Source organism: Rhizobium sp. USDA 4016 (assembly GCF_056279705.1).
Genome location: NZ_JBWCCY010000004.1, coordinates 249,573 through 276,483 on the forward strand (window position 1 = coordinate 249,573; position 26,911 = coordinate 276,483).

Sequence of the window (26,911 nt, forward strand, 5' to 3'; positions counted from 1 at the left end):
CTTTATTGCAGGGGCTTTTCGTATTTCGTTTCGAGCTGGATGTGGCCGCGCACCGCGGCGATCCTCTTGATGAGTTCCGAAATGCCCTGCAGTGCCAGGAGTGCGAAACCTGCGAAAAGAATAAGCTTGACCGGCCAGCGGATGAGCCCTCCGGCATTGGCGGATATCTCGCCCTGCTGGAAGGCGATCACGAAATAGGGCCAGCACAGGAAAGCCAGGAAGGAGCAGGCCGGGATCAGGAAGACGATCAAACCGATGATATCGATCCAGATTCTGGCCCTGTCGGAAACCGATCCGTAGATTAGGTCGACGCGCACGTGCTCATTGTTGCGCAGCGTATGAGCCGCCCCGAGCACGACGACGTAGGCAAAGAGATACCATTGAATCTCCAGCCAACCATTCGAGCTGTAATTGAAGAGATAGCGGACGACTGCATTGCCGGCGCTGATGAAGCAGCACGCAAGCACCATGTAATCCGCGATTTTCCCTATGAATTGGCTGACGCTGTCGATCAGCCGGCTGACGCTTAGAAACGCCGGCATGCCTTTCCCCTTACTCTGCCTTTGCGGCAAGTTCTCACTTTTGAAATTTGTGTAAACTACGGTTTCCGAAATTGAAAGAATAAACGGCCGTATAGGATTTTAGTCGTAGACATAGAATGCGGCGGTTTAGATGCTGGCTGTACAACCGGCAACTTAAGCGCGGATCATTTTTCCATGAACTTCACTTCATAGCTGTGAATTTCGCCATTAATCTTGAAATTCTCTCTTGGGTTTTAGAAAAAACAACCAAACAGATAGGGTCAAGGCAATCAATTTTTAAAAGGTTCCCCGTATCATCCCGGCGCACAGGGAAAGTATGGATGAAACCACATAGCCCGAACAGGGTCCCTATCGATGTGTATCTGTCGTTTGTGAGTTCTCTTTCGGGGAACCGCATGACGCTGCTCGCCGGCGTCATCGTGCATGTGGCAACTTTCCTGGCGGTTGCAGCTAAAACACAGTCTTCCATCTATGTGCTGCTGTCGGCTGCCGCCCTCCTGGTCTTTTGCGTCCGCATGATCACCTTCCGGCGGTTCGATCGCGTGGAAAAAGAGAAACTGTCGCGCGCCGGCATCGAGCGCTGGGAGCGCGTTCTCGTTGCCGGTGCGGCCTGCACTACAGCCATCCTCGGCATCGGCAGCGGCTATGCCATCTTCGTCGTGCATGATTCCTTCGCGGAGCTTGCCTGCATTTCCGTCACCATGGCGACCATGGTTTCCGTCGTCGGCCGCAACTACGGCTCGCGGCTGGCAGTTGACCTGCAGACTTTCTCCTGCTGCCTGCCGATGATCGTCTGCAGCCTGATGGCGTTGGATTTCTATCGCGGCATCCTCTCCATCTTCCTTATTCCTTTCTGGCTGACGACGCGGGCGATGGCGAACGGCGTGCGCGAGTTCCTTTATGAGAACGTCATCGCTCACAGGCAGATCTCGCTGATTGCCGATCGTTTCGATACTGCGCTCAACAATATGCCGCACGGTCTCGTGATGGTCGATCCGTCGAACCGTATCCAGGTGATCAACCGGAAAGCCTGCGAGCTTCTCAAGATCGGCGATCCGGACCGGTTGAAGGATCGCGACCTCGGTGCCGTCCTGCGTTACGGCGCGCGCTATAGCTTCATGGATGCCTCGCAACCGGAACTGATCCTGCGGCAGCTGACACAGGTTGCCGAGGAAGGCCTATCGCGCACCCTGATCCATTTTCCTGAAAGCCTATCGCTGGAATTTTCCGCGAAGCGTCGTGCCGACGGCGGCGCCGTTCTGATCTTCGAGGATGTGTCGAGCCGCGTGAAGGCGGAGCAGAAGATCCTGCATATGGTCCGCTTCGATGCTCTGACCGGCCTGCCGAACCGAGAATATTTCGGTCATCTCGTAAAGGAATATATTGAGCGCCACCCGAAAAGGCGTGGGCCGCTTGGTTTCATGGTCCTCGACATCGACGAGTTCAAGCACGTTAACGACATGCGCGGCCACATCACCGGCGATCACCTGCTCTGCGCGATCGCGGCGCGGATCAAGGACGAAGCAGGCAATGCCATCGTCGGCCGCCTCATGGGCGACCAGTTCGTCATCTTCTTCCCGCATGCCAAGAACAACGAAGCGCTCGATGCCGAAATCCGCCGGATGCATGCCGACATTCAGGGCAATTATGAAGTGGACGAGGTCACCTTCCTGGTGTCGCTCAGCGCCGGCTACGCGATCCTCGAAAGCAATGCATTTGCAATGGAGGAGTGGAGCATCAAAGCGGACCTCGCCCTCTTTGAAAGCAAGTCACGACTGCGCGGCGGCATCACCGGCTTCGAACACGAAATGGATGGCCGCTACATCGAGCAGCAGAAGCTGAAAGCAGACTTGCGCGAAGCGGTGGCTGCGGGCGCGCTCAGCGTCGCGTTTCAACCGATGTTCAAAGCCGATGGGACACGCATCGAATGCGCCGAGGCGCTGGCGCGCTGGGTCCACCCGGAAAAAGGCGCCATTCCGCCGGACGTTTTCATCCGCCTCGCCGAAGAGATGGGCATCATATCGGACATCACGCGGTTCATCCTTTTCAAGGCCTGCAGCGAATGCATGACCTGGCCCGACCACATCGCGATATCGGTCAATCTCTCGGCACGCGACCTGCGTGACAACGATATCCTCACCGTCGTTTCGGAAGCGCTTTCAACATCCGGCCTCAAGGCGTCGCGGCTGCATCTGGAAATTACAGAAAGTTGTCTCATCGACGAGCCTGCGGCGGTGCGCGCCATCCTCGCGGAATTGCGCTCCCACGGCATCACCATAGCGATCGATGACTTCGGCACGGGCTTCTCCAGCCTTAGCTATCTCGACACGTTGCCGCTCGATATCGTCAAGATCGATCGCTCCTTCGTTCGCAATATCGCGGAAGACACGCGCCGTCTGAAGCTTTTGTGCGGTACTGTCAATCTCGCCCGCGAGCTCGGGCTCAAGATCGTCATCGAGGGTGTGGAAACTGTTGAGCAACTGGCCTTGCTCAACAAGCATCGCAGCGCGGATCTCGTGCAGGGCTATGTCTTCTCTGCGCCGGTGCCCTCAAAGGAGATCGGCATCCTTTCGCAAGCACTCAGCCGTCGCGTCACCCAGCGCCGCCGCAGCAAGGTCGCCTGAGCCCGGATTGCCGCCATCGAAACAAGAGCCCAGTTATCCGGGTCTGTTAACCTTAATAATTCAAATACGTCCGAAACTTTTGATACTTCTTGCTCTTTGCGCGCCCAGATATGATTAATGGCCCGTTAACGGCGGGAACATCAATGGCGTCAATCCCTTTGAATACAAGTGACTTTTCAAGAAAGCTTCTCGAAATTCTGGACAATGTCGAATATCGCCGCATCGAAAGCAGCGAGGACATGGAGGATGTCGAACGGTTGCGCTGGAAGGCCTACAAGGCCCATGATGTGCTGGCGCTCGCCCCAAAAGGGCTGTTGGACGATACCGATTTCGATAGCCATGCTTATGTCTTCGGTCTCTACTATTACGGCGAACTGGTCAGCACGGTCCGACTTCACTATGTAACGCCGGACCATCGCGTCAGCCAGTCCGCCGGCGCCTTTCCTGAGGCGATCGATTCGCTTCTGGATGCAGGGCTGACCTTGATCGATCCAGCGCGCTTTGCGGCCGATCCGGAACTGACCGCCGACCTGTCGTGGATTCCCTACCTGACGCTGAGGCCAAGCATCGTTGCGGCGGCGCATTTCCGTGCCGACCGCGTTCTTCAGTTTTGCCGGCCCCCGCATGCCGCTTTCTACAAGCGGGTCTTCTATGCAGATACCATCGTGCCCGGCCGGCTGGCGAAGAATTACGGAATCGACATGACGCTGATGGCGACGAATGTGATCGAGGTTGGTCGAAAGCTTCTGACGCGCTATCCCTTCTTTATTTCCAGCGCCAGCGAACAGCGCATGATGTTTTCCCGCGGCCCCGACAGCAGGCTGCCATCGCTCACCATCATCCCGACCGCGCGCTTTGTGCCGGAAGGCCAGTTCGGCACCGATCTGCCGCTCTGAGGCCGCGCTCATGAAATGCCGCAAAGCGTACCGGCTGCGGCATTCTCATGCATTGCGCTTTTCCCAGGCTTTGTGTAAGCCCTGAATGGGATCATGGCATTCAGGGAGACGAAATTTCATGGCCGAAGAACACAACGGACCCGTCGAAGTCGGCGCGCCGATGGACTACAAAGAACATGAACAAACCTACAATCTGTTCATTTCGGCTGCGAAATACGGCACGATGTTCCTCATCGCCCTGCTGCTTGGCATGACGGCCGGTTTTTTCACCAGCAGCGGCTTTCTCGGCGGCCTCCTGGTTTTTCTCGTCATCTTCGTTGCCGGCATCGTCCTGCTGCGCTGACTGCAGCAGGCGAGGAGCGGCATTTCCGAAATTTTCGAATAGGTGCTTGGCCTGAGCGGTGAGCCCGCGGTGGTTTGGCTGACCCGAGGAGGGGGCAGTTGGGCAATATCGTTTTCATTACAAAAGAATCGAACGGTTCCGAGACACGCGTTGCGGCGTCTGCCGAAACTGTAAAGAAGATGGGGAACCTCGGCTTCGACATCGTGGTCGAGGCAGGTGCTGGGGTTTTATCGCGCATACCGGACAGCGAATTCGAGGCTGCAGGGGCGCGGATCGGCTCGGCTGGCGATGCGGCAACCGCGGATGTGGTGCTGAAAGTGCGCCGCCCGACGGAGGCGGAGATTGCCGGCTACAAGAGCGGCGCGGTCGTCATCGCGATCATGGATCCCTATGGAAACGATGAGGCGATTGCCGCGATGGCGAAGGCAGGGCTTTCAGCCTTCGCGATGGAACTGATGCCGCGCATTACGCGCGCCCAGTCCATGGATGTTCTTTCCTCACAGGCAAATCTCGCCGGCTATCAGGCCGTCATTGAAGCGGCGTCTGTCTATGATCGCGCCCTGCCGATGATGATGACGGCCGCCGGCACCGTTCCGGCCGCCAAGGTCTTCGTGATGGGTGCAGGTGTGGCAGGCCTCCAGGCGATTGCGACGGCGCGCCGCCTCGGCGCTGCGGTCTCGGCCACCGACGTTCGCCCCGCCGCCAAGGAACAGGTCGCCTCACTCGGCGCCAAGTTCATCGCCGTTGAAGACGAGGAGTTCAAGGCAGCCGAGACGGCGGGCGGCTACGCCAAGGAAATGTCCAAGGAATACCAGGCGAAGCAGGCAGCCCTCGTTGCCGAGCATATCGCCAAGCAGGACATCGTCATCACCGCGGCACTGATCCCCGGACGCCCTGCGCCGAAGCTCGTATCGCGCCAGATGCTGGCTTCGATGAAGCCCGGCGCCGTTGCCGTCGATCTTGCGGTCGAGCGTGGCGGCAATATCGAGGGCGTGGTTGCAGACGAGGTCGTCGATGTCGAAGACGTCAAGGTGATCGGTTTCGCCAACCTGCCGGGCCGGGTGGCCGCCAGCGCTTCGGCGCTCTATGCCAAGAACCTCGTCACCTTCCTCGAGACCATGCTCAACAAGGAGACGAAGAGCGTCGTCCTCAACCTCGACGACGAACTCATCAAAGCGACCATGCTGACCTATGCAGGCGATGTCGTGCATCCGGCATTCGCGGGGACGAAGAAGGGGATAGCTGATGGCCAGTGAAGCAATGGACAAGGCGCTGGAGCAGCTTGACCAGGCGGTCAACGCAGTCGTGGCGGCGGCCGCGCAGGCACCGGAAGCGGCAAGTGCGGCAACGGGCGGGGCGATCGATCCCTTCATTTTCCAGTTCGCGATCTTCGTGCTGGCAATCTTCGTCGGTTATTACGTCGTCTGGTCGGTGACGCCGGCGCTGCATACGCCGCTGATGGCCGTCACCAACGCCATCTCTTCAGTCATCGTCGTCGGCGCGCTGCTTGCAGTCGGCATTTCGGCAAGCGGGCTTGCGACCGGTTTCGGCTTCGTCGCGCTCGTTCTCGTCTCGGTCAACATCTTCGGCGGTTTCCTCGTCACGCAGCGCATGCTGGCGATGTACCGCAAGAAGGACAAGTGAGGCCGGACGAATGACCAATATCGCAGCTTTCCTCTACCTCGTCTCCGGCGTGCTTTTCATCCTGGCACTGCGCGGCCTCTCCCATCCGGCCACCAGCCGCAAGGGCAATCTCTACGGCATGATCGGCATGGGGATGGCGATCCTCACGACGCTGGTGCTGGCAACGCCTTCTTTTGCCGGCTTCGTGCTGATCGTGCTCGGACTGGCGATCGGCGGCGGGGCGGGCGCCTATATCGCCCGCGTCATCCCGATGACCTCGATGCCGCAGCTGGTGGCGGGCTTCCACTCGTTGGTCGGCCTGGCCGCCGTGCTGGTTGCTGCCTCCGCGCTTTATACACCGGCCTCCTTCGGCATCGGCGATATCGGCTCGATCCATGGCGAGGCGCGTATCGAGATGGCGATCGGCGCCGCGATCGGGGCGCTTACCTTTACCGGCTCGATCATCGCTTTTTTGAAGCTTGACGGGCGCATGTCCGGCAAGCCGATCCTGCTTGCCTTCCGGCATATCATCAACATCGGGCTTTTGGTGCTGATCGTCTTCTTCATCATCGGGCTCGCGGCAACCGAAAGCCATTTCGATTTCTGGGCGGTCGTGGCGCTTTCGCTGGCGCTCGGCGTGCTGCTGATCGTGCCGATCGGGGGCGCCGACATGCCGGTCGTCGTCTCCATGCTGAACTCCTATTCGGGGTGGGCGGCAGCCGGTATCGGTTTCACGCTCGGCAATCTCGCTCTGATCATCACCGGTGCGCTGGTCGGCTCTTCGGGTGCGATCCTGTCCTACATCATGTGCAAGGGCATGAACCGCTCGTTCATATCCGTCATTCTCGGCGGCTTCGGTGGCGAGACCTCTGCAGGGGCTGCGGACAATTCCGACAAGACCGTCAAGCTCGGCTCGGCAGAGGATGCCGCCTATCTGATGGCGAACGCTTCCAAGGTCATTATCGTGCCGGGCTACGGCATGGCGGTTGCCCAGGCGCAGCACGCGCTTCGCGAGATGGCCGACAATCTCAAGAAGGCCGGCGTCGAGGTCAAATACGCAATTCATCCGGTCGCCGGCCGCATGCCCGGCCACATGAACGTGCTGCTGGCCGAAGCGAACGTGCCTTATGACGAGGTCTTCGAACTCGAAGACATCAACTCCGACTTCGGCCAAGCCGATGTCGCTTATGTCATCGGTGCCAACGACGTCACCAATCCAGCGGCGCGCGATGACAAGACCTCGCCGATCTACGGCATGCCGATCCTCGATGTCGACAAGGCCAAGACCTGCCTCTTCGTCAAGCGTTCGCTCGGCTCCGGCTATGCGGGCATCGACAATACGCTGTTCTACAAGGATGGCACGATGATGCTGCTCGGCGATGCAAAGAAGGTCACCGAGGAGATCAACAAAGCGATCGGCCACTGAGCCAAGGCCCGGCTTCGAGCCGGGCTTTTATTTCAAGCGATGCCAGCCGAAGAAAAAGGCCCGCCTAAGCGAGCCTTTTTCCATCTCCGCCGACCTTGTCAGGTAGCAGCGGGCGCCAGCGTCATTTTCTCCACGCCGATTGCGAGATTGAGGCCCTCCTGGGCCTGCACATTCAGCGGTTGCAGCATGAAAGCCTTGTTGGTGCCACCGGCGATCACCTTGGCACCGGCACCTGCACCCAGGCTGGCATCGGCGCCGATCCCGTAGTATTCACCGGCAAGTGCAAATTCCGGAATGTTTGTGCCGGTCTTGGCAAGAACCTGCCAGATCATAACGCTTTTGCCGGTCTCGCCGATATCCAGGCCAAATTTCTCGATCTTGCCGGCATAGACGGCTTTCGGGCCGCCTCCGGCAGGCGTGTAGGTGCAGATCAGATTCTTCTGCGAAGTGATAATCAGCCCCTGACCGCCTTCCGATCCGCAGACCAGACGGCCGAGGCTGATATAGTTCGCAGCGCCTGCCGGGCTTGCAAAGACTGCTGCCGCCGCTGCCGTTGCTGCGATCATCATGTGCTTGAAAGAACACAAGGGGCAAAAAGCCTTCAACTGGCGGCTTTCCTTGGGTTCGGTTAGGTTTTGACCGGCTTTCTTCGCCGATCGGCTAAGTCTCTTCCTTCCGCTGGACAGAGTATTGCCGTCCGTCGGTTCTCGTACCAATCTCCAATGCGTGACCTAATGCGTTAGCTTCGGTCACAGAGTGACGTTCGGCTCCCGGTTTCCCATTCTCCTTCAGGAGCGCAGCCCAGTCCTGCCGGGCTCGCTAAACGGCCATCAGGACAACCGGGATATCGTCGACGCGCTTTCCATGGGGCTGTCACCGCGCCGCTCGTAAGCGCGCTGGTCACGCAGAATCTGGAAGGCGATCGTCAAAAGCTTGCGCGCGATGGCAACACGCGCCTTGTTCACTCCTCTGAACTTCAATTGCTCATACTGGGCGCGCAGCTGCGCATCGCTGGCGATGGCCGGGGCGACCGCCTCGACGAAAGCCCAGCGTAGCCACTTGTTGCCCTGCTTGATGATCTTGCCGTGAAAGGTCTTGCCGCCGGAGGAATAGGTCGACGGCACCAGTCCGGCATAGGCGGCAAGCTTCTTCGGGTTGCGAAACCGCGCTAGGTCGTCGATCTCGGCGTCGATCAGCCGGGCGAAGAACTCGCCAATGCCAGGGATCGTCTTCAACAGCCTCACATTGGTATTGGCCTTGGTCATTGCCCGGATCGTTGCTTCCGACTGCTTGATCCGCACGTCGATGTCGCCGATGAAGTCGAGGCCACGGTCGATCTGGATGCGGTCGATCTCCGAGACCTTCACCTGCGCCAGCTGAATGCGGCCGGCCTTGCCGAACAGGTCGCCGAGCTTCTTCAACTGTGCCGTCTGCTCCGGATAGCGATCAAACACCGTGACGATACGGTTCTTCGTCATCGTCCGCAGCCGCACGTAAAACATCCGCTCACGAAGGGCGACGCGCAGCTCGCGGGCTCGCTCTCCAGGAGCCCAGGCCTCCGGCACCAGGTCGGCTCTGAGCAGATGCGCCAGCACCGTCGCATCGATCTTGTCGGTCTTGATCTTGGCGTCGGCGATCGCCTTGACCTTCCAGGGATGGGCGAGAACGACATCATCACAAATGTCGTCGAGCCAATCGTAGATCACCATCCAGTTGCGGGTGGCCTCGACAACCGCATGCGAATTCTCCCGGTAGCGTTCCAGAAACCCACCCAGAGACTGGCGGTCGTTCTTCACCCGGCCGGATCTCAGCGTCTTGCCATTGCTGTCCTGCACCACCAGGTGGCTATAGGATTTGTGGTAGTCGACGCCGATATGGTAATTATAAGAGGCAGTCATGCTTCCAACTCCTTTATTGAGATCTTGCGAACCCCAACAAGGTAAGCCGAAAGGCTCGAAGCGTGACTGTCCCTCGACCATCACCTGCATCTCAGTGATCCGTTCTATCGGTGAAGGCGGCCTCTTTCATGTCACCTCCTTTCGGATGACCTATCGGAAACGAATTGATCCTTTTGATTGTTCCGGCCGTTATTCGCGCTCCAGCGCGCTACGCGGCGCTGTCAGGGTCCAGATCAGGCCCTGCGGCAGGTAGTCTACCTGCACCGATCCGCGGAAGGCCGCTGCAGCATGCGTCTTGATGACAGTGGTTCCAAAGCCGGAGCGGGACGGGGTAGCGACTTCGGGACCGTTCCGTTCCTCCCAAATAAAACGGAGCATTGCCTCGGACTGATCCTCGACCTGGATATTCGCCCAGGAGAAGGAGACGCGGCCCTGCGGCACTGAAAGCGCACCGTATTTCACCGAATTGGTAGCCAGTTCATGCAGCGTCAGGCCGAGGTTCTGGACCGCCTCCGGCTTGACCACAAAATCCTCTCCGGAAATCTCAAGCTGTTCTGCCGCCTGCGGGAAGGCCTCCAGGTGAATGTCGATGACCCGGCGGAGCGAGGCACCGGACCATTGCTCGCTTGTCAAAAGCTCGATCGAACGGACGAGCCCGTCGAGGCGATCGGAAACGGCCGACTGGAAGCCTTCGACGCTGTCGGCCTGTTTGGCGAGTTGGCGCATCATTGCCTGGGCCAGCGTGAGCAGGTTCTTCGTTCGATGCACGAGCTCATGCATAATGAAATGCAGACGGTCTTCCGTCTGGCTGCGATCGAACGAGGCATTGGACAGAGCAACGGCGACCTGGTTTGCCTCGATGACGCTGGTATCGATCGGCGCCACGATTTGGCCCTCGCCCATGCTGCTTGCCATGTCGGCGATATCGCGGATCGTAGTGCGCACCTGCCGCGCCACGGCATAGGCCGCGAGCACGGCGACCAGAAGCAATGCGATGCCGCCGACGATCAGGAAACGCCATGTCGTGAGGATCGATGCCTGCGCCGTGGCAACCGGTCCCCAGACCACCGTTTTCCAGGACCAGCCGGGAATTTGGGCATAACCGAGGAGTTGATTCGGCAGAATATCCTCGTCCTCGAAGACGCCGCGCGAAGCGATAAGCGACGGCAGGATGCGCGTGTCGAACGGCGTTCCGGGGGCAATGCTTGCCATGCCGCTCGAAGCCACCACATGGCCGCCCTGATCGATCACCGCAGCCGACCAACCCGACGCAAGCCCTTCGGTCGTGACAAGTCTGGCGAGGTCCTTGGCGTTCTGGGTTACGATCAGGGCCGCGACTTGACCTGCATCCAGCGGCATCGTGACATTGTAGACCCACTCGCCGCTTGTCGCTCCCTTGAAGACGTCGGATGCTTCGATACGGCCGGACTCGATGGCCGATTCCATTGCCGGGATATTGGCTGTCTTGCTGAGCGGCGTGCCGAAATCACGGCGCGTGTTCAGTAGCTGCTGACCGCTTCGGTCGACGGCGATCACGTAGAGTGTATCGCCGCGCAGGGCCGTTTCGGTCCGCTCATGAAACGAGGCGAAGTCGTTGTTCTCGAGTTCGGGCGAGGTTGAGAGCAGACGAAGTGTCGTCGCCATGTCCTGCAACTGCCGGTCGATAGAGCGAGACAGGGTCAGCGCGTCTTGCGCCGTCTCGCGCCGCAGCGTCGTCCGCTGATTGTCCTCGAGCTGCAAAAGCAGGAGTGTGACGAAAGCAAAGATCGGCACGGCGATCGAGACCGCCATGGCAACCAGATAGGTGCCGATCGAAGCCTTGGGAAACAGCCGCGTGCGCAGACTCATGGGCATAATCTTTGCAGGCTTTCGACGGCGAATGGCCCGGCCGGATTTTCGCAAACAGTTACGAAAGCAAAAAACTGCATCGCCGTTAGTGCCCTCAACGCGTTCGGATTCCCGATAGCCTGCTATCGAAGCAAGGACATGTTAGGGGCAGGGGAAAGTGGTTGCAACACACTAAAACATGCTGACGGAAGAATTGTAATGGTCATACAATTGTGCCGTCAGGCGAACCGGGAGAGCCGAAATGATCGGAGGCTTGCGTCAGTTGCGCCTGACAGAATCTCGTTTGCCGCCAGCGTGCCGACCAACGGAGCAAGCGTTACGCCGGAATGCATAACGGCGATGTAAAGGCCGCCGATGCCGCAATTGCCGATGATCGGGAAGCCGTCTCGCGGCGTCGGGCGATATCCAACAGTGAGGAAATCCATTGTCAGCGCGTCGCTTTCCAAAAGGCTGGCTTTGACCTTTGCAAAGAGAGCGGCCGCGGTCGCCTGGCGGTCTTCGCCCGGATCGCTGCCGCCGAAGTCGCTGCCCGCGATGATGCGCCCCTCGGTCGTCTGGCGCATATGCAGTTCCGTCGCAATCACCAGGCCCCTCAGCCGTTTCTCGAACGGGCGGGAGTGAACGATCAGGCCGGGCGGCGCGTCAATCGGCAGCGTGATCCCGGCTGACGCGGCTATGGGAACGGATCCTGCGCCGCAAGCGAGGACGACATGATCCGCATCGATCAGACCTTGCGACGTCACGACGCCGGCAATGTGATCTCCGCTACGGATGAGGCTGCGAACGGCAGCGCCGATGAATTTTGCGCCTCGCGCTTCGGCATCCGCCAGCATCATGCGCGCGGCTGCGATCGGCTCGACTGCGCCTTCCTCAGCGACAGCGAGGGCGAAATCGGGTGCATTACTGAGATAGGGTTCGCGGCGGGAGATCTCACTGCGCTCGATGCGCTTGATGCCGTAGCCCCAGCCGCCGTGCTCCTTCGCGTAAGCTTCGAGTTGATTGCGGGGCAGGTCCCAGCAGATGCCGCCGCACCAGGAAAGCGGCAGGCCCGGAAGCTCCGCAGCGAGCCGCTTCCACTCCGCCATCGAGCGGCGCCGGAAATGAAAGTAGAATTCGGGGTTTCCCCAGCTGGCATTGATCCAGGCGAAGGAATTGGGCGTTGCGACGCCGCCGGTTTCTTCGGCGATGACCGTCACAGCAGCACCGGCCTTCGCCAAATGCCAGGCGATCGAGGCGCCTATGATACCGGCGCCGACGACGATCACATGCCGTTTCGCCGCCATCGCTGTTTTCTCCGTGATCTGCAGATATCAGCCGCTGGTTGCAGCGCCGACGCGGGCCAGGCCGTCGCGGGCCGGCTGGTATTTCGGGTCCAGGCCGATCGCGTGGCGATAGGAGCGGGCCGCCTTCTCCTTGTCGCCGCGGCGCTCATAGACGAGCGCCTGGTTGGCCCAGGATTCGGCGATGTTGCCGTTGAGCTCGATCGCATGGTTGAAGTCGGCGAAGGCATTGTCGTCGTCATTCAGCGCGAAATAGGAAATGCCGCGGCCGTTATAGGGCTCGGGCGAGTTCGGTGACAGCGAGATCGCCTTCGAGAAATCGTCGATCGCTTTGTCCTGCTGATTGCGCTTCTGGAAAATCAGGCCGCGATTGTGATAAGCGCGGCCATCCGTCGTGCCGAGCTGGATTGCGCGGGCGAAATCGTTGAATGCCGCATCGTCCTGGCTGGCCTGGCGATAGACGTTGCCGCGGCCGATATAGGCGACGTCGTAGCTCGGGTTGATCTGCAGCGCGGCGTTATAGTCGGCGATCGCCTGTTGCTGCTGGCCCATGTTGCGATAGACGAGCGCGCGGTTGGCATAGGCCTGGAAGAAGCGCGGATTGATCTGCAGGGCGGTATTGAAGTCGTTCAGCGCGGCCTTGAACTGACCGGCACGGCCATAGGCCGAGCCTCGGACGTTATATGCTTCCGGATCACGCGGATTGGAATTGATCACCGAGGTCAGCGAGGCAATGTTCTCTTCGGAACCCTGAGCCTTGTCGAGGCGGATCACAGCATCGGAGGTGTTGTCGGTCTGGCAACCGGCAAGGCCGATTGCACCAAGGACTGCAAGCACCGGCAGCAGCGTCGCTTTCGGCGCGCGCAAGGACCGGGGCGAGGTGAACAAGAAATCAGCCATTCGTGCGCTTCCCCCATGCGTCATATCCGGGGGCAATCGGATATGCGATCTTCAGCAGCAAAAATAAAAAGGCGGCGGCGACACGTAATCGCCCCCGCCAACATGCATCTGAAAACGTCGAAATAACGACGGCACCGTTTAGCGTGCGACCAGACCTTCGCGCTGTGCCCGCTTGCGAGCCAGCTTGCGAACGCGGCGAACAGCTTCGGCCTTCTCGCGGGCGCGCTTCTGCGACGGCTTCTCGTAGTAGTCGCGCATCTTCATTTCGCGGAAAATGCCTTCGCGCTGCATCTTCTTCTTGAGAGCGCGGAGAGCCTGATCGACATTGTTATCGCGGACGAGTACCTGCACGAGAATCACGTTCCTTTGGTTTTGGTTGACACCAGCGGCGGCACAGCGCCAGGGCAAAATTATACGGTTCGCGCGACCGGAGCCTCGCGATTGGTGATGCGGGATAACAGATCGATGACACGAAGTCCAGACTGATATGGCGATCTGCGGAAAAAATGGCCGATAAACCTTCCGCCTGCTTGGCGGATGCGGTGCCCAGAAATGCATTTGCTATTGCGGTATGCAGAAATACCCCTATATATGAGCCTATCGAATATTGCTTGTGACCTTTGTCACGCGCTGAGCGCTCTGTCAGATTTCCTCTCAACTCTCGATAAGAGCCGGCGAATAATTTCCCGGCAGTGCAGCGATTGAAAGGAGATCGTTCATGAATTCAGGCACGGTTAAGTGGTTCAATAGCGCCAAGGGCTTTGGCTTTATTCAGCCGGACGATGGTTCGACTGACGTATTTGTTCACATTTCCGCCGTGGAGCGTGCCGGCATGAGCGCGTTGTCCGACGGGCAGAAGGTACGCTACGATCTCGTCCGGGACAAAAAGTCCGGCAAGAACGCAGCGGATAATCTTCAGGCCGCGTAATTTGTCATTTGCCACGGCTGACCACGGATGTACTGGCAGCGGGCTGAATGACGGGAAGAGGTCGGGTAAAACGCCCGGCCTTTTTGACATTTTGAAAGAGCACCGTGATGCCAAAGCCGAACTATAAGGCAAAGCCGACCTATAAAATAGGTGACTTTGTCGTGCTGAAGTCCGGTCTCACCCGAACGGCCGCTGCCGACAGGCGATGCGAGGTCGTCGGCATCCTGCCGAACGACCATGGACATGTACAGTACCGTGTTCGGTTCGAGGCCGAAAACTTCGAGCGCAGGATAACAGCGCTTGATATCGACGCGACCGAATCGCCGCCGCGGATTTCAGGCGCTCACGTAGCCCAAACTTCCAATGCCGAGCCTTGGCTGAAGACGTCCAGCATCAAGGTTCGAAAGTAACGCCTCCCCTCGTTAACGATACGGCATGCCATTGCCGCGAAAGGATAAGATTTTGCAGGTTCTCGTCAGGGACAACAATGTCGACCAGGCTCTTCGCGTTCTCAAGAAGAAGATGCAGCGCGAAGGTCTGTTTCGTGAAATGAAGGCGCGCAGCGCCTACGAAAAGCCATCCGAGAAGCGCGCCCGCGAAAAGGGCGAAGCTATCCGCCGTCAGCGGAAACTCGCGCGCAAGAAGATGCAGCGCGAAGGTTTGCTGCCGATGCCCAAAAAGGCCGCAAACACACGTTGAGTGTCTCTTGCGAGCGTGGTTTTCAAAATCGCGAACCATCCAAGGAAAAGTGAATGACTGCCACAAAGGACGCATTCTTCAACGCCACGAAGATGTCGGCCCGCGACAAGGCGGAAGCCACGGATCACACGGCGCGGGCGATTATTGCAGACGAAGCAAAACTGCGTGAAAAAAAGACGGAGAAGCTGAAAGCCCTCCGTCTGCAGCGGCAGGCCGAAGCTGAGCCCGAACTTCCGGCTCCGAAAAGAAAGCGCAAGGTTTCAGTCAAATCGGCCGGCCAATAGGTCTTTGCAAACCGTGGTCCTTCCCCTTGAAGGCGTCTGCCTGTCCGATTCCCACGCGCTCCAACACAATCTCTCTTTATGCTGCGTGCCAGTTCTGCGACAGGATGGCGTTCGGCGCTAAAGCGGCGTAGCCTTTCTTCGCTGCTCAGCGGCTTGCAGCGTAGGGGGCGCCATCGGTTCATGACACGCGCGCAGCAAATCGGTGTCATCATCGGCTTGGCGATTGTTGCCGTGCTCACGCTGCTGCGGGCCAGCGATCCACAGCTGCTGCGATCGATCCGCGATGTGACCTTCGACGAATACCAGCGCCTATCGCCGCGGTCCTTCGAAGAGCTGCCAGTTCGGGTAATCGATATTGACGAGGCATCGCTACGCGAATTCGGCCAGTGGCCGTGGCCGAGAGACAGGCTGGCTCTGCTCGTCGACAGGCTGTCCGAGATGGGTGCGGCGGCGATCGCTTTCGACATTCTCTTTGCCGAGCCCGACCGGCTTTCGCCACGTACTGTCGTCGGCAATGTGTCCGGCATCGATCCGTCGCTGCTGTCGCAATTGCCCGACAATGACGAGATTTTCGCCGATACTATTGCTGATAAGCCTGTCGTGCTCGGCTTCGGCTTGACCAACGAGGGAACCTATCGCCCGTCCGTCAAGGCAGGCTTCGCCTTCACCGGCGAGAGTCCCGTCGGCGCACCCCCGCATATCAATGCCGCAACGCCGTTACGTCCGCGCCTTGAAGCGAACGCCGCCGGCATCGGTCATATCAGTCTCAATCCGGGCAGCTCTTCGTCGGTCGTGCGGGCAGTTCCGCTGTTTCTGACGGATGGGGAGCAGCTTTATCCGAATCTGGCGCTGGAGGCACTGCGTGTTGCGCAGGGTGTCTCGACCTATGTGCTGGCGGGTGCTCCGGATGCGGCCGGCGTCATGGTCTCAGTCAAGACAGGCGATTTTGTCGTCCCCGTGACGGCGGCCGGCGAGTTATGGCTCTATGTCAGCCCAGACCGTGCGGAGAGATATGTCTCCGCGCGGCATGTGCTTGCAGAAAAAGGTGCCTCGGCCGAAGTCAGCGCGGCGATAAACGGAAGTATCGTCTTTATCGGCACATCGGCCGCGGGGCTGCAGGATATCCGTGTCACGGCGCTTGGAGAAAATGTGCCGGGGGTTTCGCTGCACGCGCAGACCCTCGAGCAGATTTTGAACGGCCGCTATCTGTCGCGGCCGGACTGGGCGGATGGCCTGGAGATATTCGCCATCGCAGTGCTTGGCAGCCTTTTGGTGATCCTGACGACCTTCGTTAGCCCGGCGGTAGCCCTAGCCTGTGGTTTGGCGATTACTGCGCTTGCTGTTGTCGCCTCGTGGCTCTGCTTTTCCTACGCCGGGCTTCTTTTCGATCCGTTGGCTCCGATCATCAGCGGATCAGTGACGCATTTCGCCGCGACGTCGTTCCGCATTCTGGTGATCGACCGGGAACGGCGCGCGGTTCGCCGCGCCTTCGGGCAATATCTGTCACCATCGCTTCTCTATCGTATCGAGCATACGCGCGACGCACTGCGCCTTGGCGGCGACGATCGGCAACTGACGGTCATGTTCGTCGACGTGCGTCATTTCACCGAAATCAGTGAGCGGCTTCCGCCGAGGGCCGTGGTCGGATTCCTGAACACGCTGCTCGACGCACTGAGCCGCCATGTCGTCGCCAATGAGGGCACGCTCGATAAGTTCATCGGCGACTCGATCATGGCCTTCTGGAATGCGCCAGTCGATGTCGCCGATCACGAGACGAAGGCGGTGCGCGCCGCTCTGGCCATGCGGGAAACGCTTGCCGAGCTCAATGCTGCCGATGCCTTCGGCTTTGGCAAGGATCAACCGGTGGGCATCGGCATCGGTATCCATACCGGTGTTGCCTGTGTCGGAAATATGGGAGCCGAAACGCGCTTCAATTACTCGGCCGTCGGCGATGCCGTGAACGTTGCTGCGCGGATCGAATCCTCCTGCAAGGAAATCGGCTTCGATATTCTGATTTCGGAGGACACAGCGCGGCTGCAGTTAGGTGCTGCGCTGCTTGAGGCGGGCACCATCGGCCTGAAGGGAAAGAGCAGCCGGACGCGCCTATTCGCCGTCGTCGGGGATGAGCGCGTGACGCAATCGGCCGAATTTGCAGAGCTGCGGCAGCTCCACAATCAGCTTGTCGAGGCATTTCGCTCGCGCTCGCCCGACACGCGCAGGATCGTCAGTGCCATCAGGTTGAAGACCAAAATGATCGCTCCCGGCCTGGCGGAATTTTATCGCCGGATTTCCCGCAGGGCCGATCATTTCCGTGATGAACCGATTTCTGAGGAAGCGCGTCCCGCAGAATGACCTATCAGCGATGGTGGTTCCGTTCGCCGCGATCCCTATCGCGGTCCTTGCCATGGTGATGGTCACCCTTGTCGCGGTCTCTGTCTTGATCGCCCCGGTGGTGATCATGTGATTTATGCGGCCTGTCGTGGTCATGCGGCTTGTCCGGCTTATGCGGCCCGTCGGGCTTGTCGGGCTTGTCCGGCTTATGCGGCCTGTCGGGTTTGTCGGGTTTGTGTGGTCTATCGGGCTTATCCGGCTTGTCAGGTTTATTCGGTTTCTCCGGCTTCGGTTCCGGAGGCGAGACGGCCGGCGCCTGGCGCTGAAGGTTATCGGGCCGCTGCAGTGCCGCCGTCAATCCGCAGCCGCCGCCCATCATGCCGGAGAGCGACTGACTGCCGGAAAGGAATGGGAGGGCGCGTGGCGTTCCCAGTCTTCGAAGGACGCCCTGGTTTACGCGCGCCACATCCGTCATGTTGCCGTTGGGTGTCGCAACGACACAGTCGCAACGGCGTGTCAGTTGCCGGCAGCCGCCCGGGCCGCAAAACTGGGCGGCGCCATTCAGCATGACGACGGCCGTCGTTCCATCCGGGCCGACATAGAAATCGAAGGCGGTGCCACGCACGCCGATCGTGCCCGCAGGTGTCAGGATCTGATAGGCGGACGATTTCGAACTGCCGCTGATCCAGCGGAAAGTTCCCTTCGCTGCGCGGATGCTCAGCTTTTTCACCGATTGAGAGTCATCGAAGATGTATTTGTCGATGACGACTGACGAACCCCAGCCGACCGCAAGCTTGGTGCCGTCACGGAAGAGAAACTGGCCGAGACCGGATTTCGATGTACGAATGCGCTCGTCGCGATGGACTGCGGCATTTACGGTCAGCGGTCCCGTTTGACCGGTCACTTCCGTCTTGATGCGGACCGCCTGGCCAACCTGCTCGGCTGCGGAGGCCGGCATGGAGCTGGAAAGCACCGCGCTGAACACCGTGGCTGCGGCAAGACGCACATACGACATGGGAACACCCCTAGGAATAGGAATATTAGCATGTGATTTCGCGTCTCGTCTTCCTGCCCTCTTGGGTTAGTCGGACTAATCCGGTGCGGGTGGGCGGATGCGGCAACCTCAGTGTCATCAGCACTTGTTCCACCCATGTCAAACAAAAGCCCGTTCGCGTCGCAAAAGAAACGTTGTGCCGCATTTCGATTTGCGATTTGTATGGCCACGAAGAAAATGCCTTTCCCTGAAGGAGATGAAGGCGGATGCGGAAATACTCGGTTTTTGCCGTGGCACGGGAAGCGCTCAGGGGCCACAAGGGCTGGGAGAGGCAGTGGACTTCGCCGGAGCCGCGTGCGCAATACGACGTTATTATCATCGGCGGCGGCGGGCATGGTCTGGGAGCAGCCTACTACCTTGCCAAGGAGCACGGCATCACCAACGTCGCGGTGTTGGAAAAGGGCTGGCTCGGCGGAGGCAATACCGGCCGTAACACCACCATCATCCGCTCGAACTATCTCTATGAAGAGAGCATGCACATCTACGAGCATTCGATGAAGCTCTGGGAGAACCTGTCGCAGGATCTGAATTACAATGTGATGTATTCGCCGCGCGGCGTGATGATGCTCTCGCACAACATCCACGATCAGCAGTCCTTCAAGCGGCATATCCATGCCAACCGGCTCTATGGCATCGATAATGAATGGCTGACGCCGGAGCAGGCGAAGGCTTATTGCCCCCCGCTCGATATTTCCGCAGCTGCACGTTATCCGATTAACGGCGCCGCCTTGCAGCGCCGCGGCGGTACGGCGCGTCATGATGCGGTCGCCTGGGGTTATGCCCGAGCGGCGTCGGATCGCGGCGTTCACATCATCCAGAATTGCGAAGTCACCGGCATCCGCCGCGGACCGGACGGGCGGGTTGTTGGCGTCGAAACCAATCGCGGCTTCATCGGCGCGAAGAAGGTCGGCGTCTCCGCGGCCGGCCACTCGACGACCGTGATGAAGATGGCGGACGTGCGCGTGCCGCTGCAATCGAGCCCGCTGCAGGCGCTGGTTTCCGAACCACTGAAGCCGATCTTTCCCTGTGTCGTCATGTCGAACACGGTGCATGCCTATATCTCGCAGTCCGACAAGGGCGAGCTCGTCATCGGCGCTGGCACGGACCAGTATAATTCCTATTCGCAGACAGGCGGCCTGCAGATCATCACGCATACGCTTGATGCGATTTGCGAGCTCTTCCCGATGTTCCGCCGCGTGAAGATGATGCGCTCCTGGGGCGGCATCGTCGACAATACGCCGGACCGTTCGGCGATCCAGTCGAAGACGCCGGTTCCGGGGCTCTATGTCAACTGCGGCTGGGGAACGGGCGGCTTCAAGGCGACGCCGGGTTCGGCCAATCTCTTTGCGGACCTGATCGCCCGCGACGAGCCGCACAAGTTCAATGCCGGATTGACGCTGGATCGCTTCCGCACCGGACGGCTCATCGACGAAGCGGCAGCCGCCGCCGTCGCGCACTGACCACGCACTTCCGACAAGGGAATCCAATGCTACTGATCTACTGCCCATACTGTCAGGAAGAGCGCTCCGAGCTCGAATTCCGTGGCGCTGGCGACGCGCATATTGCGCGGCCCCAGAATATCGCTTCGATTTCCGACGAGGAATTCGAGGCGTATTTCTTCCTGCGCGACAACCCGAAGGGTCTGATCTTCGAACGCTGGCGGCACATCCACGGCTGCGGCCGTTTCTTCAATGCAGCGCGCGACACCATCAGCGACAAATTCATCATGACCTACAAGGCAGGCGAGCCAAAGCCTGAAATAGGCGCTGCGAGCGTCCCGCACGCCCCCGTCGAAACCTATGAAGCGACGGAAGGAGAGGCGAAATGAGCGGCGCGAACCGAATTCCAGGCAAGGGACGCCTGACGCCGGCGAGAACCGCCCGCTTCACTTTCGACGGCAAGAGCTATACCGCGCTCGAAGGCGACACCGTCGCTTCGGCGCTGATCGCCAACGGCGTGCATCTCGTCGGCCGCTCCTTCAAGTACCACCGCCCGCGCGGCATCCTTTCAGCCGGTGCGGAAGAGCCGAATGCGCTGATCGACGTTGCCCGAGACTCGGCGCGAAAGCAGCCGAACGTGCGCGCCACGGTTCAGGAAGTCTTCGACGGTATGATCGTCAAGTCGCAGAACCGCTTCCCGTCACTTGCTTTTGACGTCGGTGGCATCAGCGATCTGCTTTCGCCGTTCTTTGCGGCGGGATTCTACTACAAGACCTTCATGTGGCCGAAGGCCGCCTGGAAGCATGTCTATGAGCCACTCATCCGACGTTCCGCCGGTCTCGGCGTCGCGCCGACGGAAGGGGATCCGGATCACTACGCAAGCCGCTATGCGCATTGCGACGTGCTCGTCGCCGGTGCGGGCGTTGCAGGTCTCTCCGCTGCCCTTGCCGCGGCTGAGACGGGCGCCCGCGTCATCATCTGCGACGAGCAGGCGGAATGCGGCGGTGCGTTGCGCTTCGACTGCGGCGTGAAGATCGACGGCATCGAAGGCTACGTCTGGGCGCAGCAGGCGGCTGCTAAGCTGAAGGCGATGGACAACGTGCAGGTTCTGACCCGCACGACGGCCTTCGGCTACTACAACCATAATTTCATCGCTCTTGCCGAGCGCGTGACCGACCATATCGCCAAGCCGGGCCGTGACCTGCCGCGCGAGCGTCTCTGGCAGGTCCGCGCCAAGCGGGTGATCCTCGCCAGCGGTGCAATCGAGCGGCACATGGTATTCCGAAACAACGACCGTCCGGGCATCATGCTGGCGTCTGCCGCGCGCATGTACCTGAACCACTACGGCGTCGCCGTCGGAGCCAAGGTTGGTGTCTACACCGCCCATGACTCGGCCTATGAAGCCGCTTTCGACCTGAAGCGTGCCGGCGTGGCAATCGCTGCGATCGTCGATTGCCGCCAGACGCCGGGGGCTGCAGTTCTTGCCGAAGCGCGTTCGCTCGGTATCGAGGTGCTGGCTGGACAATCGGTCATCAATACTTCGGGCAAGCTCCGCGTCTCATCGATGACCGTCGCCCGCAACGGCGGCGGCTCGCCGCGCAAAGTTGCGGTCGACGCATTGCTGGTTTCGGCCGGCTGGACGCCGTCGGTGCACCTCTTCTCGCAGTCGCGCGGCAAGGTGAAGTTCGAGCCGGAAAGCCAGCGCTTCCTGCCCGGCACCTATGCGCAGGACTGCCTGTCGGTCGGCGCGTGCAACGGCACGGACGGCCTGCAGCAGACGATCGAAGAGTCTCTTGCGGCCGGCGAGCTGATGGCGCAAGCCGTCGGAAAATCGGGCAGTGGCAAGATCAGCATCTCGGCCGAGCAGGCCTATGACTGGACAGGAGGTATGATCGGTGCTGCCGAAGGTGCCGGCCCGGAGACGAGCGCCAAGGCCTTCATAGACTTCCAGCACGATGTCTGCGCCAAGGACATCCGTCTTGCGGTGCGCGAAGGCATGCACTCGATCGAGCACATCAAGCGCTTCACGACGAACGGCATGGCCTCCGACCAGGGCAAGCTCTCCAACATGCACGGTCTGGCGATCGCCGCCGAAATGCTCGGCAAGGAAATCCCGCAGGTCGGCCTCACGACCTTCCGTGCGCCCTATACGCCGGTCACCTATGGCACGCTGATCAGCCATTCGCGCGGCGAGCTCTTCGATCCCGCGCGTAAGACGCCGATGCATCAGTGGGAAGCGGCGCATGGCGCTGTGTTCGAAGACGTCGGCAACTGGAAGCGGGCCTGGTTCTATCCGCGCGCCGGCGAGACGATGCATCAGTCGGTTGCCCGCGAATGCAAAACGGCTCGCGACATCGCAGGCGTTTTTGATGCCTCGACGCTCGGCAAGATCGAGGTCGTCGGCCCGGATGCGGCCGAGTTCATGAACCTGATGTACACCAATGCCTGGGACACGCTGAAACCCGGCAAGTGCCGCTATGGCATCATGACCCGCGAAGACGGCTTCGTGTACGACGACGGCGTTGTCGGGCGTCTTGCGGATGACCGTTTCCATGTCACGACGACGACAGGCGGCGCGCCGCGCGTTCTTCATCACATGGAAGACTATCTGCAAACGGAGTTCCCGCACCTGAAGGTGTGGCTGACCTCCGTTACCGAGCAATGGGCTGTGATTGCCGTGCAAGGTCCGAAGGCGCGCGAGATCGTCGCGCCGCTCGTTGAGGGGCTCGATATTTCCAACGAGGCCTTCCCGCATATGAGCGTTGGCGAGTGCAAGGTCTGCGGCGTACCTGCGCGCCTCTTCCGAGTGTCGTTTACTGGCGAAGTCGGCTTCGAAATCAACGTTCCAGCCGATTTCGGCCAGTCGGTGCTGGAAGCTGTCTGGGCAAATGCCGAGCCGCTCGGCGCCTGCGTCTACGGCACCGAGACGATGCACGTTCTTCGCGCCGAAAAGGGCTATATCATCGTTGGACAGGATACGGACGGCACGGTCACGCCGGATGACGCAGGTCTTTCCTGGGCCGTTTCCAAGAAGAAGACGGATTTTGTTGGCATTCGGGGGCTGAAGCGTCCCGATCTCGTCAGGGAAGGCCGCAAGCAGCTTGTCGGTCTCGTTACGAAGGATACGAAGCTGGTGCTCGAAGAGGGCGCACAGATCGTCGCCAATCCGAACGAGCCGAAGCCGATGACCATGCTTGGTCATGTAACCTCGTCCTACTGGTCGGAAAACCTCGGCAAGTCCATCGCTTTCGCGCTGGTCGCCGGCGGCCGGGCGCGCACAGGCGAGACTCTTTATGTACCAATGCCGGACAAGACGATTGCCGTTGAAGTGACGGACATGGTGTTCTTTGACAAAGAAGGAGGCCGGATCAATGGTTGATGTGGCAATTCGCAAATCCGCTCTTTCCGGCAACCACGGCGGTTCTGCCACTGTTCGGCTGACGCCTGCGCCTGCGGCGAGCCGGGTGGCGCTGCGGGCGCCGGCAGCTTCGCTCAAAGCTCTTTCATCGGCTCTCGGCGTCACGATCCCGGATGCGCCGAAAACCTCGGGCCGCGAGGGTGGACGTTCAGTGCTCTGGCTCGGCCCCGACGAATGGCTGGTGATCGATGAAGACGGCGCAGATCTGATGGCCTTGTTATCAGGTGTCAGCCTCCTTCATTCGGCGACGGATGTCTCCCATCGCAATGTCGGCATCATCGTCTCTGGCCCCGGCGCCGAAGCCGCGCTTTCGGGCGGCTGCCCGCAGGACCTGTCGATCGGCACATTTCCGGTCGGCGCCTGCTCGCGCACGCTGTTCGGCAAGGCGGAAGTCGTGTTCTTCCGCACCGAGGACGATACGTACCGGATCGAATGCTGGCGGTCGTTTTCCGACTATGTCTTCGGTCTGCTGGCCGAGGCGGCAGAAGATGCGGGGCACTGACACGCCGGCCGTGAAATCGCGCGAGAGCGGCTAAGGACGCAAAGCCGCTTTCAGCAATTCAATGGCCGCTGAAACTGATCGCGGGCGGAACTGCGCGTTCGCAAAATTCCCGCCATACGAACAGCGTTAACTTCGCGCCATCAAAGGTCTTGGCGGGATATTCGGCAAGGTCCTCAAGGATCCGATATCGGGCATCCTCCCAGAAGAGTGTCTCCACCAACGCCGAATTCATCCTGTGGTTTACAATCCAGCTCCCGGTTTTCGAGGATATTAAACTGCGCGGGGATTTCCAAAGAGCCTGCTCCTCAGGGTTCCTCCGGCCGGTCCTTCGGATCGAACTGGATGATGGTGATCCAGTTCGCAGTAAGCGCGGGTTTCTTCTCGTTTTCGATCTCGATGGACACTTCATATGTGGTCATCAGCATGCTGGCGCCGCGGAAGCGTGCGTCGGCGAGGATGAAATGGCCGCGGATGCGGGTGCCGGATTTGACCGGCGCCATGAAGCGCACCTTGTCGAATCCATAGTTGATACCCATCGTCTGCTCGCGGATTTTGGGCAACGCATTGTAATTCATTGTGGAAAGCAGAGAGAGCGTCAGGAAACCATGGGCGATCGTGCCGCCGAAGGAGCTTTCGGTTGTCGCGCGGGCCGGATCGGTATGGATGAACTGATGGTCGTTGGTGGCGTGCGCAAAAGCGTCGATCATCGCCTGATCGACAAGAATCCAATCTGAAAGCCCTGTTTTCGTGCCAATGAGCCCGCGGACTTCCGCGAGCGAAATTTCCCTGACCATAAATTCCCCATGAAAAAAGCCGCCTGCTCAATTGCTTACAGTGGATTTATGACAATTACGACAACGATTCACATTCGTTGCGGCTTGAATCAATTCCCGACGCAAAAGATGGCCGACCGCGGCGGAACGATCACGGCCGCGCCAAGCTTCTCGGAGTTGCCGGACGCGCTCAACAGCCGCCACGCGGCAGTGTCTGGGGGCGGGAGGACGAAGTCCATCGCATTGTTCGATCGGTTGAAAAGCACGGCCAGACGCACCTGTCTGCGGCTGTCGCGGTCGCGCGTTGTGAGCAGCATGCCGAGCGTGGAAAGATTCGCAGTCTCCCACTCTCCAACGGTCATCGGATTGCCCGAGGAGGATATCCATTCGACATCGCCGTTGCCGTCGAAGAAGCCGGATTCGGAGAAGACGGAGAAGCGCTTTCGCAATGCTGCCACGAAGGCGGTGTGGGCGATCAATTCTTCATCCAGCGCCTCCCAGTCGACCCAGGTGATTTCGTTGTCCTGGCAATAGGCGTTGTTGTTGCCGCGCTGTGTTCGCCCGCCTTCATCACCCGCCGTCAGCATGATGCTGCCGCGGCTGGCAAAGAGCGTCGAGATCAGGCGCCTTCAGATCGCCACGGCGCTTCTTGATGATATCGGGATAGCGCGTTTCGCCCTCGATGCCGTTGTTCCACGAATGGTTCTCGTTGTGGCCATCGCGGTTTTCCTCGCCGTTTGCTTCGTTGTGCTTATGACTGTAGGCAACGAGATCCTTCAGCGTGAAACCGTCATGGGCGGCGAGGAAGTTGACGCTGCGCGTCGCCGTTCCGCCGTTTCGCAAGAAAATGTCGGAGGAGCCGGCCAGTGCTGTTGCGAGCGGCCCGGTCTTCCAGTCGTCACCGCGCCAATAGCAGCGGATATCGTCGCGAACGCGGTCGTTCCATTCGAGGAAGGGAGCTGGAAAATTGCCGAGTTGATAGCCGCCCGGACCGATATCCCAAGGCTCGGCGATCATGATGCGCTCGGCGAGCACGTCATCGTCGAGGATTGCGCAGAGTGTCCCTCCATGGGCCTCGAAGCCGTTTGCCGTGCGGCCGAGAACAGGCGCCAGATCGAAGCGGAAACCATCGACGCCGGCGCCGAGGACGAAATGTCGGAGGCTATCGATGATGAGCTGGCGGACATAGGGATGATCGCAGGCGACGGTATTGCCGGTCCCGGTGTCGTTGACAAGCTCGCCGGGCCGGCCGGGCAGATGCCGGTAGAAGGAGCGATTGTCGAGGCCGCGCAGCGACAGCGTCGTGCCGTAACGGTCGCTCTCGCCGGTATGGTTGAAGACGAGGTCAAGAATGACGCCGATGCCTTCGACCCGAAGCTTCGCAACCGTATCGCGCAGTTCGGCCATGCCGCCCGGCGCGAGGCGCGGATCGAGCGCCATGAAGGCAACGGGATTGTAGCCCCACCCGTTCGCTAGTCCGAGCGGCGGCAAATGGCGCTCGTCGATCCAAGCGGTGATCGGCATCAGCTCGACGGCATCGACACCGACCCGCTTGAGATGAGCAATCACTGAGGGATGGGCAAGGGCGGCGACGGTGCCGCGCTGCGTCTCGGGAACGTCCGGGTGGAGGATCGTGAAGGGTTTGACCGCGACTTCATAGATAAAACCGCCTGGCTTGAAGAGGGGTTTCTCCAACGTCACTTTCGTATCGCGGGTCACCATCGCCTTCGGCATCAGGTTCTGCGTGTCTTCGCCGAAGATGCCGAGACGCGGATCATGGCGGAGCGGCCGGTCGAGCTGTTTGGCGTACGGGTCGACCAGAAGCTTGGACGGATCGAACCAGAGACCGTTTTCCGGAGCATAGATGCCGTCGGCCCGTAAGCCGTAACAGGCGCCTTCCTTCAGACCGTCGACGAAAAGCCGGTGCACATGGCCGGTTTTTTCGCGCGCCATCGGCAGGCGCGCGAGTTCCTTGTTGCCGGTTTCATCGAAGAGGCAGAGCTGGATCTCTGCGGCATGCTGCGACCAGACGGCGAATTCGACGCCGGTTTCGAAAAGGATCGCGCCCCCTTTAGCCCTGTTGTCCGCCCGCATGAGCCTCCG

General features: G+C 60.0%; 24 protein-coding genes and 2 pseudogenes. 15 read left to right on the plus strand and 11 right to left on the minus strand.

Features of this window, described 5'->3' with window-relative positions; genetic code table 11:
• Window positions 1–2 precede the first annotated feature (2 nt).
• Complete coding sequence (locus ACZ9DP_RS16460; protein ID WP_476202919.1) at window positions 3–542, minus strand: TRAP transporter small permease subunit; 540 nt, start codon at window positions 540–542, stop codon at window positions 3–5.
• A 320-nt stretch (window positions 543–862) separates the two neighbouring features.
• Here ACZ9DP_RS16460 and ACZ9DP_RS16465 point away from each other — a divergent pair, with 320 nt between their 5' ends.
• The 6 genes from ACZ9DP_RS16465 to ACZ9DP_RS16490 all read left to right on the plus strand — a co-directional run bounded on the left by ACZ9DP_RS16465 (window position 863) and on the right by ACZ9DP_RS16490 (window position 7,454).
• Entirely contained in the window at window positions 863–3,166 is a 2,304-nt protein-coding gene (locus ACZ9DP_RS16465; RefSeq protein WP_476202920.1) for a putative bifunctional diguanylate cyclase/phosphodiesterase, read from the plus strand.
• A gap of 143 nt (window positions 3,167–3,309) precedes the next feature.
• Entirely contained in the window at window positions 3,310–4,062 is a 753-nt protein-coding gene (locus ACZ9DP_RS16470) for an N-acyl amino acid synthase FeeM domain-containing protein (protein ID WP_239596906.1), read from the plus strand.
• Window positions 4,063–4,180: 118 nt separating this feature from the next.
• Window positions 4,181–4,405 carry an aa3-type cytochrome c oxidase subunit IV gene (locus tag ACZ9DP_RS16475; protein ID WP_074062505.1) on the plus strand — a complete coding sequence of 75 codons (225 nt, stop codon included), beginning with the start codon at window positions 4,181–4,183 and terminating at the stop codon, window positions 4,403–4,405.
• 98 nt (window positions 4,406–4,503) lie between these two features.
• Window positions 4,504–5,661: a Re/Si-specific NAD(P)(+) transhydrogenase subunit alpha gene (locus ACZ9DP_RS16480; RefSeq protein WP_476202922.1), complete on the plus strand. Its 1,158-nt coding sequence runs from the start codon at window positions 4,504–4,506 to the stop codon at window positions 5,659–5,661.
• A complete protein-coding gene (locus ACZ9DP_RS16485; protein WP_022715897.1) occupies window positions 5,651–6,049 on the plus strand; it encodes a proton-translocating transhydrogenase family protein in 399 nt (132 codons plus the stop codon). Before ACZ9DP_RS16480 ends, ACZ9DP_RS16485 begins: the two co-directional genes overlap by 11 nt.
• Before the next feature lie 10 nt (window positions 6,050–6,059).
• Complete coding sequence (locus ACZ9DP_RS16490; protein ID WP_476202923.1) at window positions 6,060–7,454, plus strand: NAD(P)(+) transhydrogenase (Re/Si-specific) subunit beta; 1,395 nt, start codon at window positions 6,060–6,062, stop codon at window positions 7,452–7,454.
• Between the two features lie 98 nt (window positions 7,455–7,552).
• On the opposite strand, the gene ACZ9DP_RS16495 is transcribed toward ACZ9DP_RS16490, so the two are convergent.
• The 6 genes from ACZ9DP_RS16495 to rpsU (ACZ9DP_RS16520) form a co-directional block, all read right to left on the minus strand.
• Complete coding sequence (locus tag ACZ9DP_RS16495) at window positions 7,553–8,020, minus strand: DUF992 domain-containing protein (protein ID WP_476202925.1); 468 nt, start codon at window positions 8,018–8,020, stop codon at window positions 7,553–7,555.
• 264 nt (window positions 8,021–8,284) lie between these two features.
• Entirely contained in the window at window positions 8,285–9,352 is a 1,068-nt protein-coding gene (locus tag ACZ9DP_RS16500) for an IS110 family RNA-guided transposase (protein WP_476199890.1), read from the minus strand.
• Between the two features lie 189 nt (window positions 9,353–9,541).
• Window positions 9,542–11,200: a sensor histidine kinase gene (locus tag ACZ9DP_RS16505; protein ID WP_074070434.1), complete on the minus strand. Its 1,659-nt coding sequence runs from the start codon at window positions 11,198–11,200 to the stop codon at window positions 9,542–9,544.
• A gap of 218 nt (window positions 11,201–11,418) precedes the next feature.
• Window positions 11,419–12,483: an NAD(P)/FAD-dependent oxidoreductase gene (locus ACZ9DP_RS16510; protein WP_476202927.1), complete on the minus strand. Its 1,065-nt coding sequence runs from the start codon at window positions 12,481–12,483 to the stop codon at window positions 11,419–11,421.
• Window positions 12,484–12,510: 27 nt separating this feature from the next.
• Window positions 12,511–13,380 carry a tetratricopeptide repeat protein gene (locus ACZ9DP_RS16515; RefSeq protein WP_194728209.1) on the minus strand — a complete coding sequence of 290 codons (870 nt, stop codon included), beginning with the start codon at window positions 13,378–13,380 and terminating at the stop codon, window positions 12,511–12,513.
• Between the two features lie 138 nt (window positions 13,381–13,518).
• Window positions 13,519–13,731 (minus strand): 30S ribosomal protein S21, encoded by a 213-nt coding sequence (gene rpsU / locus ACZ9DP_RS16520; protein ID WP_003585885.1) that lies wholly within the window; start codon window positions 13,729–13,731, stop codon window positions 13,519–13,521.
• Window positions 13,732–14,098: 367 nt separating this feature from the next.
• Here rpsU (ACZ9DP_RS16520) and ACZ9DP_RS16525 point away from each other — a divergent pair, with 367 nt between their 5' ends.
• From ACZ9DP_RS16525 to ACZ9DP_RS16545, 5 genes are all read left to right on the plus strand, one after another.
• The gene (locus ACZ9DP_RS16525; RefSeq protein ID WP_028739741.1) at window positions 14,099–14,308 is read left to right on the plus strand and encodes a cold-shock protein; all 210 of its coding nucleotides are present in this window, start codon (window positions 14,099–14,101) and stop codon (window positions 14,306–14,308) included.
• Between the two features lie 107 nt (window positions 14,309–14,415).
• Window positions 14,416–14,718, plus strand: coding sequence for a cold-shock protein (locus ACZ9DP_RS16530; RefSeq protein ID WP_194728208.1), 303 nt, complete (start codon window positions 14,416–14,418; stop codon window positions 14,716–14,718).
• Between the two features lie 52 nt (window positions 14,719–14,770).
• Window positions 14,771–15,007: a 30S ribosomal protein S21 gene (gene rpsU, locus ACZ9DP_RS16535; protein ID WP_022715889.1), complete on the plus strand. Its 237-nt coding sequence runs from the start codon at window positions 14,771–14,773 to the stop codon at window positions 15,005–15,007.
• 53 nt (window positions 15,008–15,060) lie between these two features.
• Window positions 15,061–15,291: a hypothetical protein gene (locus ACZ9DP_RS16540; protein ID WP_039846116.1), complete on the plus strand. Its 231-nt coding sequence runs from the start codon at window positions 15,061–15,063 to the stop codon at window positions 15,289–15,291.
• A 180-nt stretch (window positions 15,292–15,471) separates the two neighbouring features.
• Window positions 15,472–17,643 carry a CHASE2 domain-containing protein gene (locus ACZ9DP_RS16545; protein ID WP_476202929.1) on the plus strand — a complete coding sequence of 724 codons (2,172 nt, stop codon included), beginning with the start codon at window positions 15,472–15,474 and terminating at the stop codon, window positions 17,641–17,643.
• A 4-nt stretch (window positions 17,644–17,647) separates the two neighbouring features.
• Here the strand turns inward: ACZ9DP_RS16545 and ACZ9DP_RS16550 are convergent, their stop codons facing one another.
• The gene (locus ACZ9DP_RS16550) at window positions 17,648–18,637 is read right to left on the minus strand and encodes a FecR family protein (protein ID WP_476202930.1); all 990 of its coding nucleotides are present in this window, start codon (window positions 18,635–18,637) and stop codon (window positions 17,648–17,650) included.
• A 245-nt stretch (window positions 18,638–18,882) separates the two neighbouring features.
• Here ACZ9DP_RS16550 and ACZ9DP_RS16555 point away from each other — a divergent pair, with 245 nt between their 5' ends.
• Genes ACZ9DP_RS16555 through ACZ9DP_RS16570 form a run of 4 tightly spaced genes read left to right on the plus strand, consistent with a single transcriptional unit; the run spans window position 18,883 to window position 24,035 of the window.
• Entirely contained in the window at window positions 18,883–20,136 is a 1,254-nt protein-coding gene (locus ACZ9DP_RS16555) for a sarcosine oxidase subunit beta family protein (RefSeq protein ID WP_476202931.1), read from the plus strand.
• Between the two features lie 26 nt (window positions 20,137–20,162).
• Window positions 20,163–20,504, plus strand: coding sequence for a sarcosine oxidase subunit delta (locus ACZ9DP_RS16560; protein ID WP_074069685.1), 342 nt, complete (start codon window positions 20,163–20,165; stop codon window positions 20,502–20,504).
• A complete protein-coding gene (locus tag ACZ9DP_RS16565; protein WP_194728205.1) occupies window positions 20,501–23,494 on the plus strand; it encodes a sarcosine oxidase subunit alpha in 2,994 nt (997 codons plus the stop codon). The genes ACZ9DP_RS16560 and ACZ9DP_RS16565 overlap by 4 nt, the downstream gene beginning before the upstream one ends.
• Window positions 23,487–24,035 (plus strand): sarcosine oxidase subunit gamma, encoded by a 549-nt coding sequence (locus ACZ9DP_RS16570; protein WP_074069683.1) that lies wholly within the window; start codon window positions 23,487–23,489, stop codon window positions 24,033–24,035. Before ACZ9DP_RS16565 ends, ACZ9DP_RS16570 begins: the two co-directional genes overlap by 8 nt.
• Before the next feature lie 58 nt (window positions 24,036–24,093).
• Here ACZ9DP_RS16570 and ACZ9DP_RS16575 read toward each other — a convergent pair.
• The 3 genes and pseudogenes from ACZ9DP_RS16575 to glgX form a co-directional block, all read right to left on the minus strand.
• Window positions 24,094–24,252 (minus strand): annotated as a pseudogene (locus ACZ9DP_RS16575) (HIT family protein); the annotation flags it as partial.
• Window positions 24,253–24,340: 88 nt separating this feature from the next.
• Complete coding sequence (locus ACZ9DP_RS16580; RefSeq protein WP_476202932.1) at window positions 24,341–24,829, minus strand: MaoC family dehydratase; 489 nt, start codon at window positions 24,827–24,829, stop codon at window positions 24,341–24,343.
• A gap of 89 nt (window positions 24,830–24,918) precedes the next feature.
• Window positions 24,919–26,902 (minus strand): annotated as a pseudogene (glgX, locus tag ACZ9DP_RS16585) (glycogen debranching protein GlgX).
• Between the last annotated feature and the right edge of the window lie 9 nt (window positions 26,903–26,911).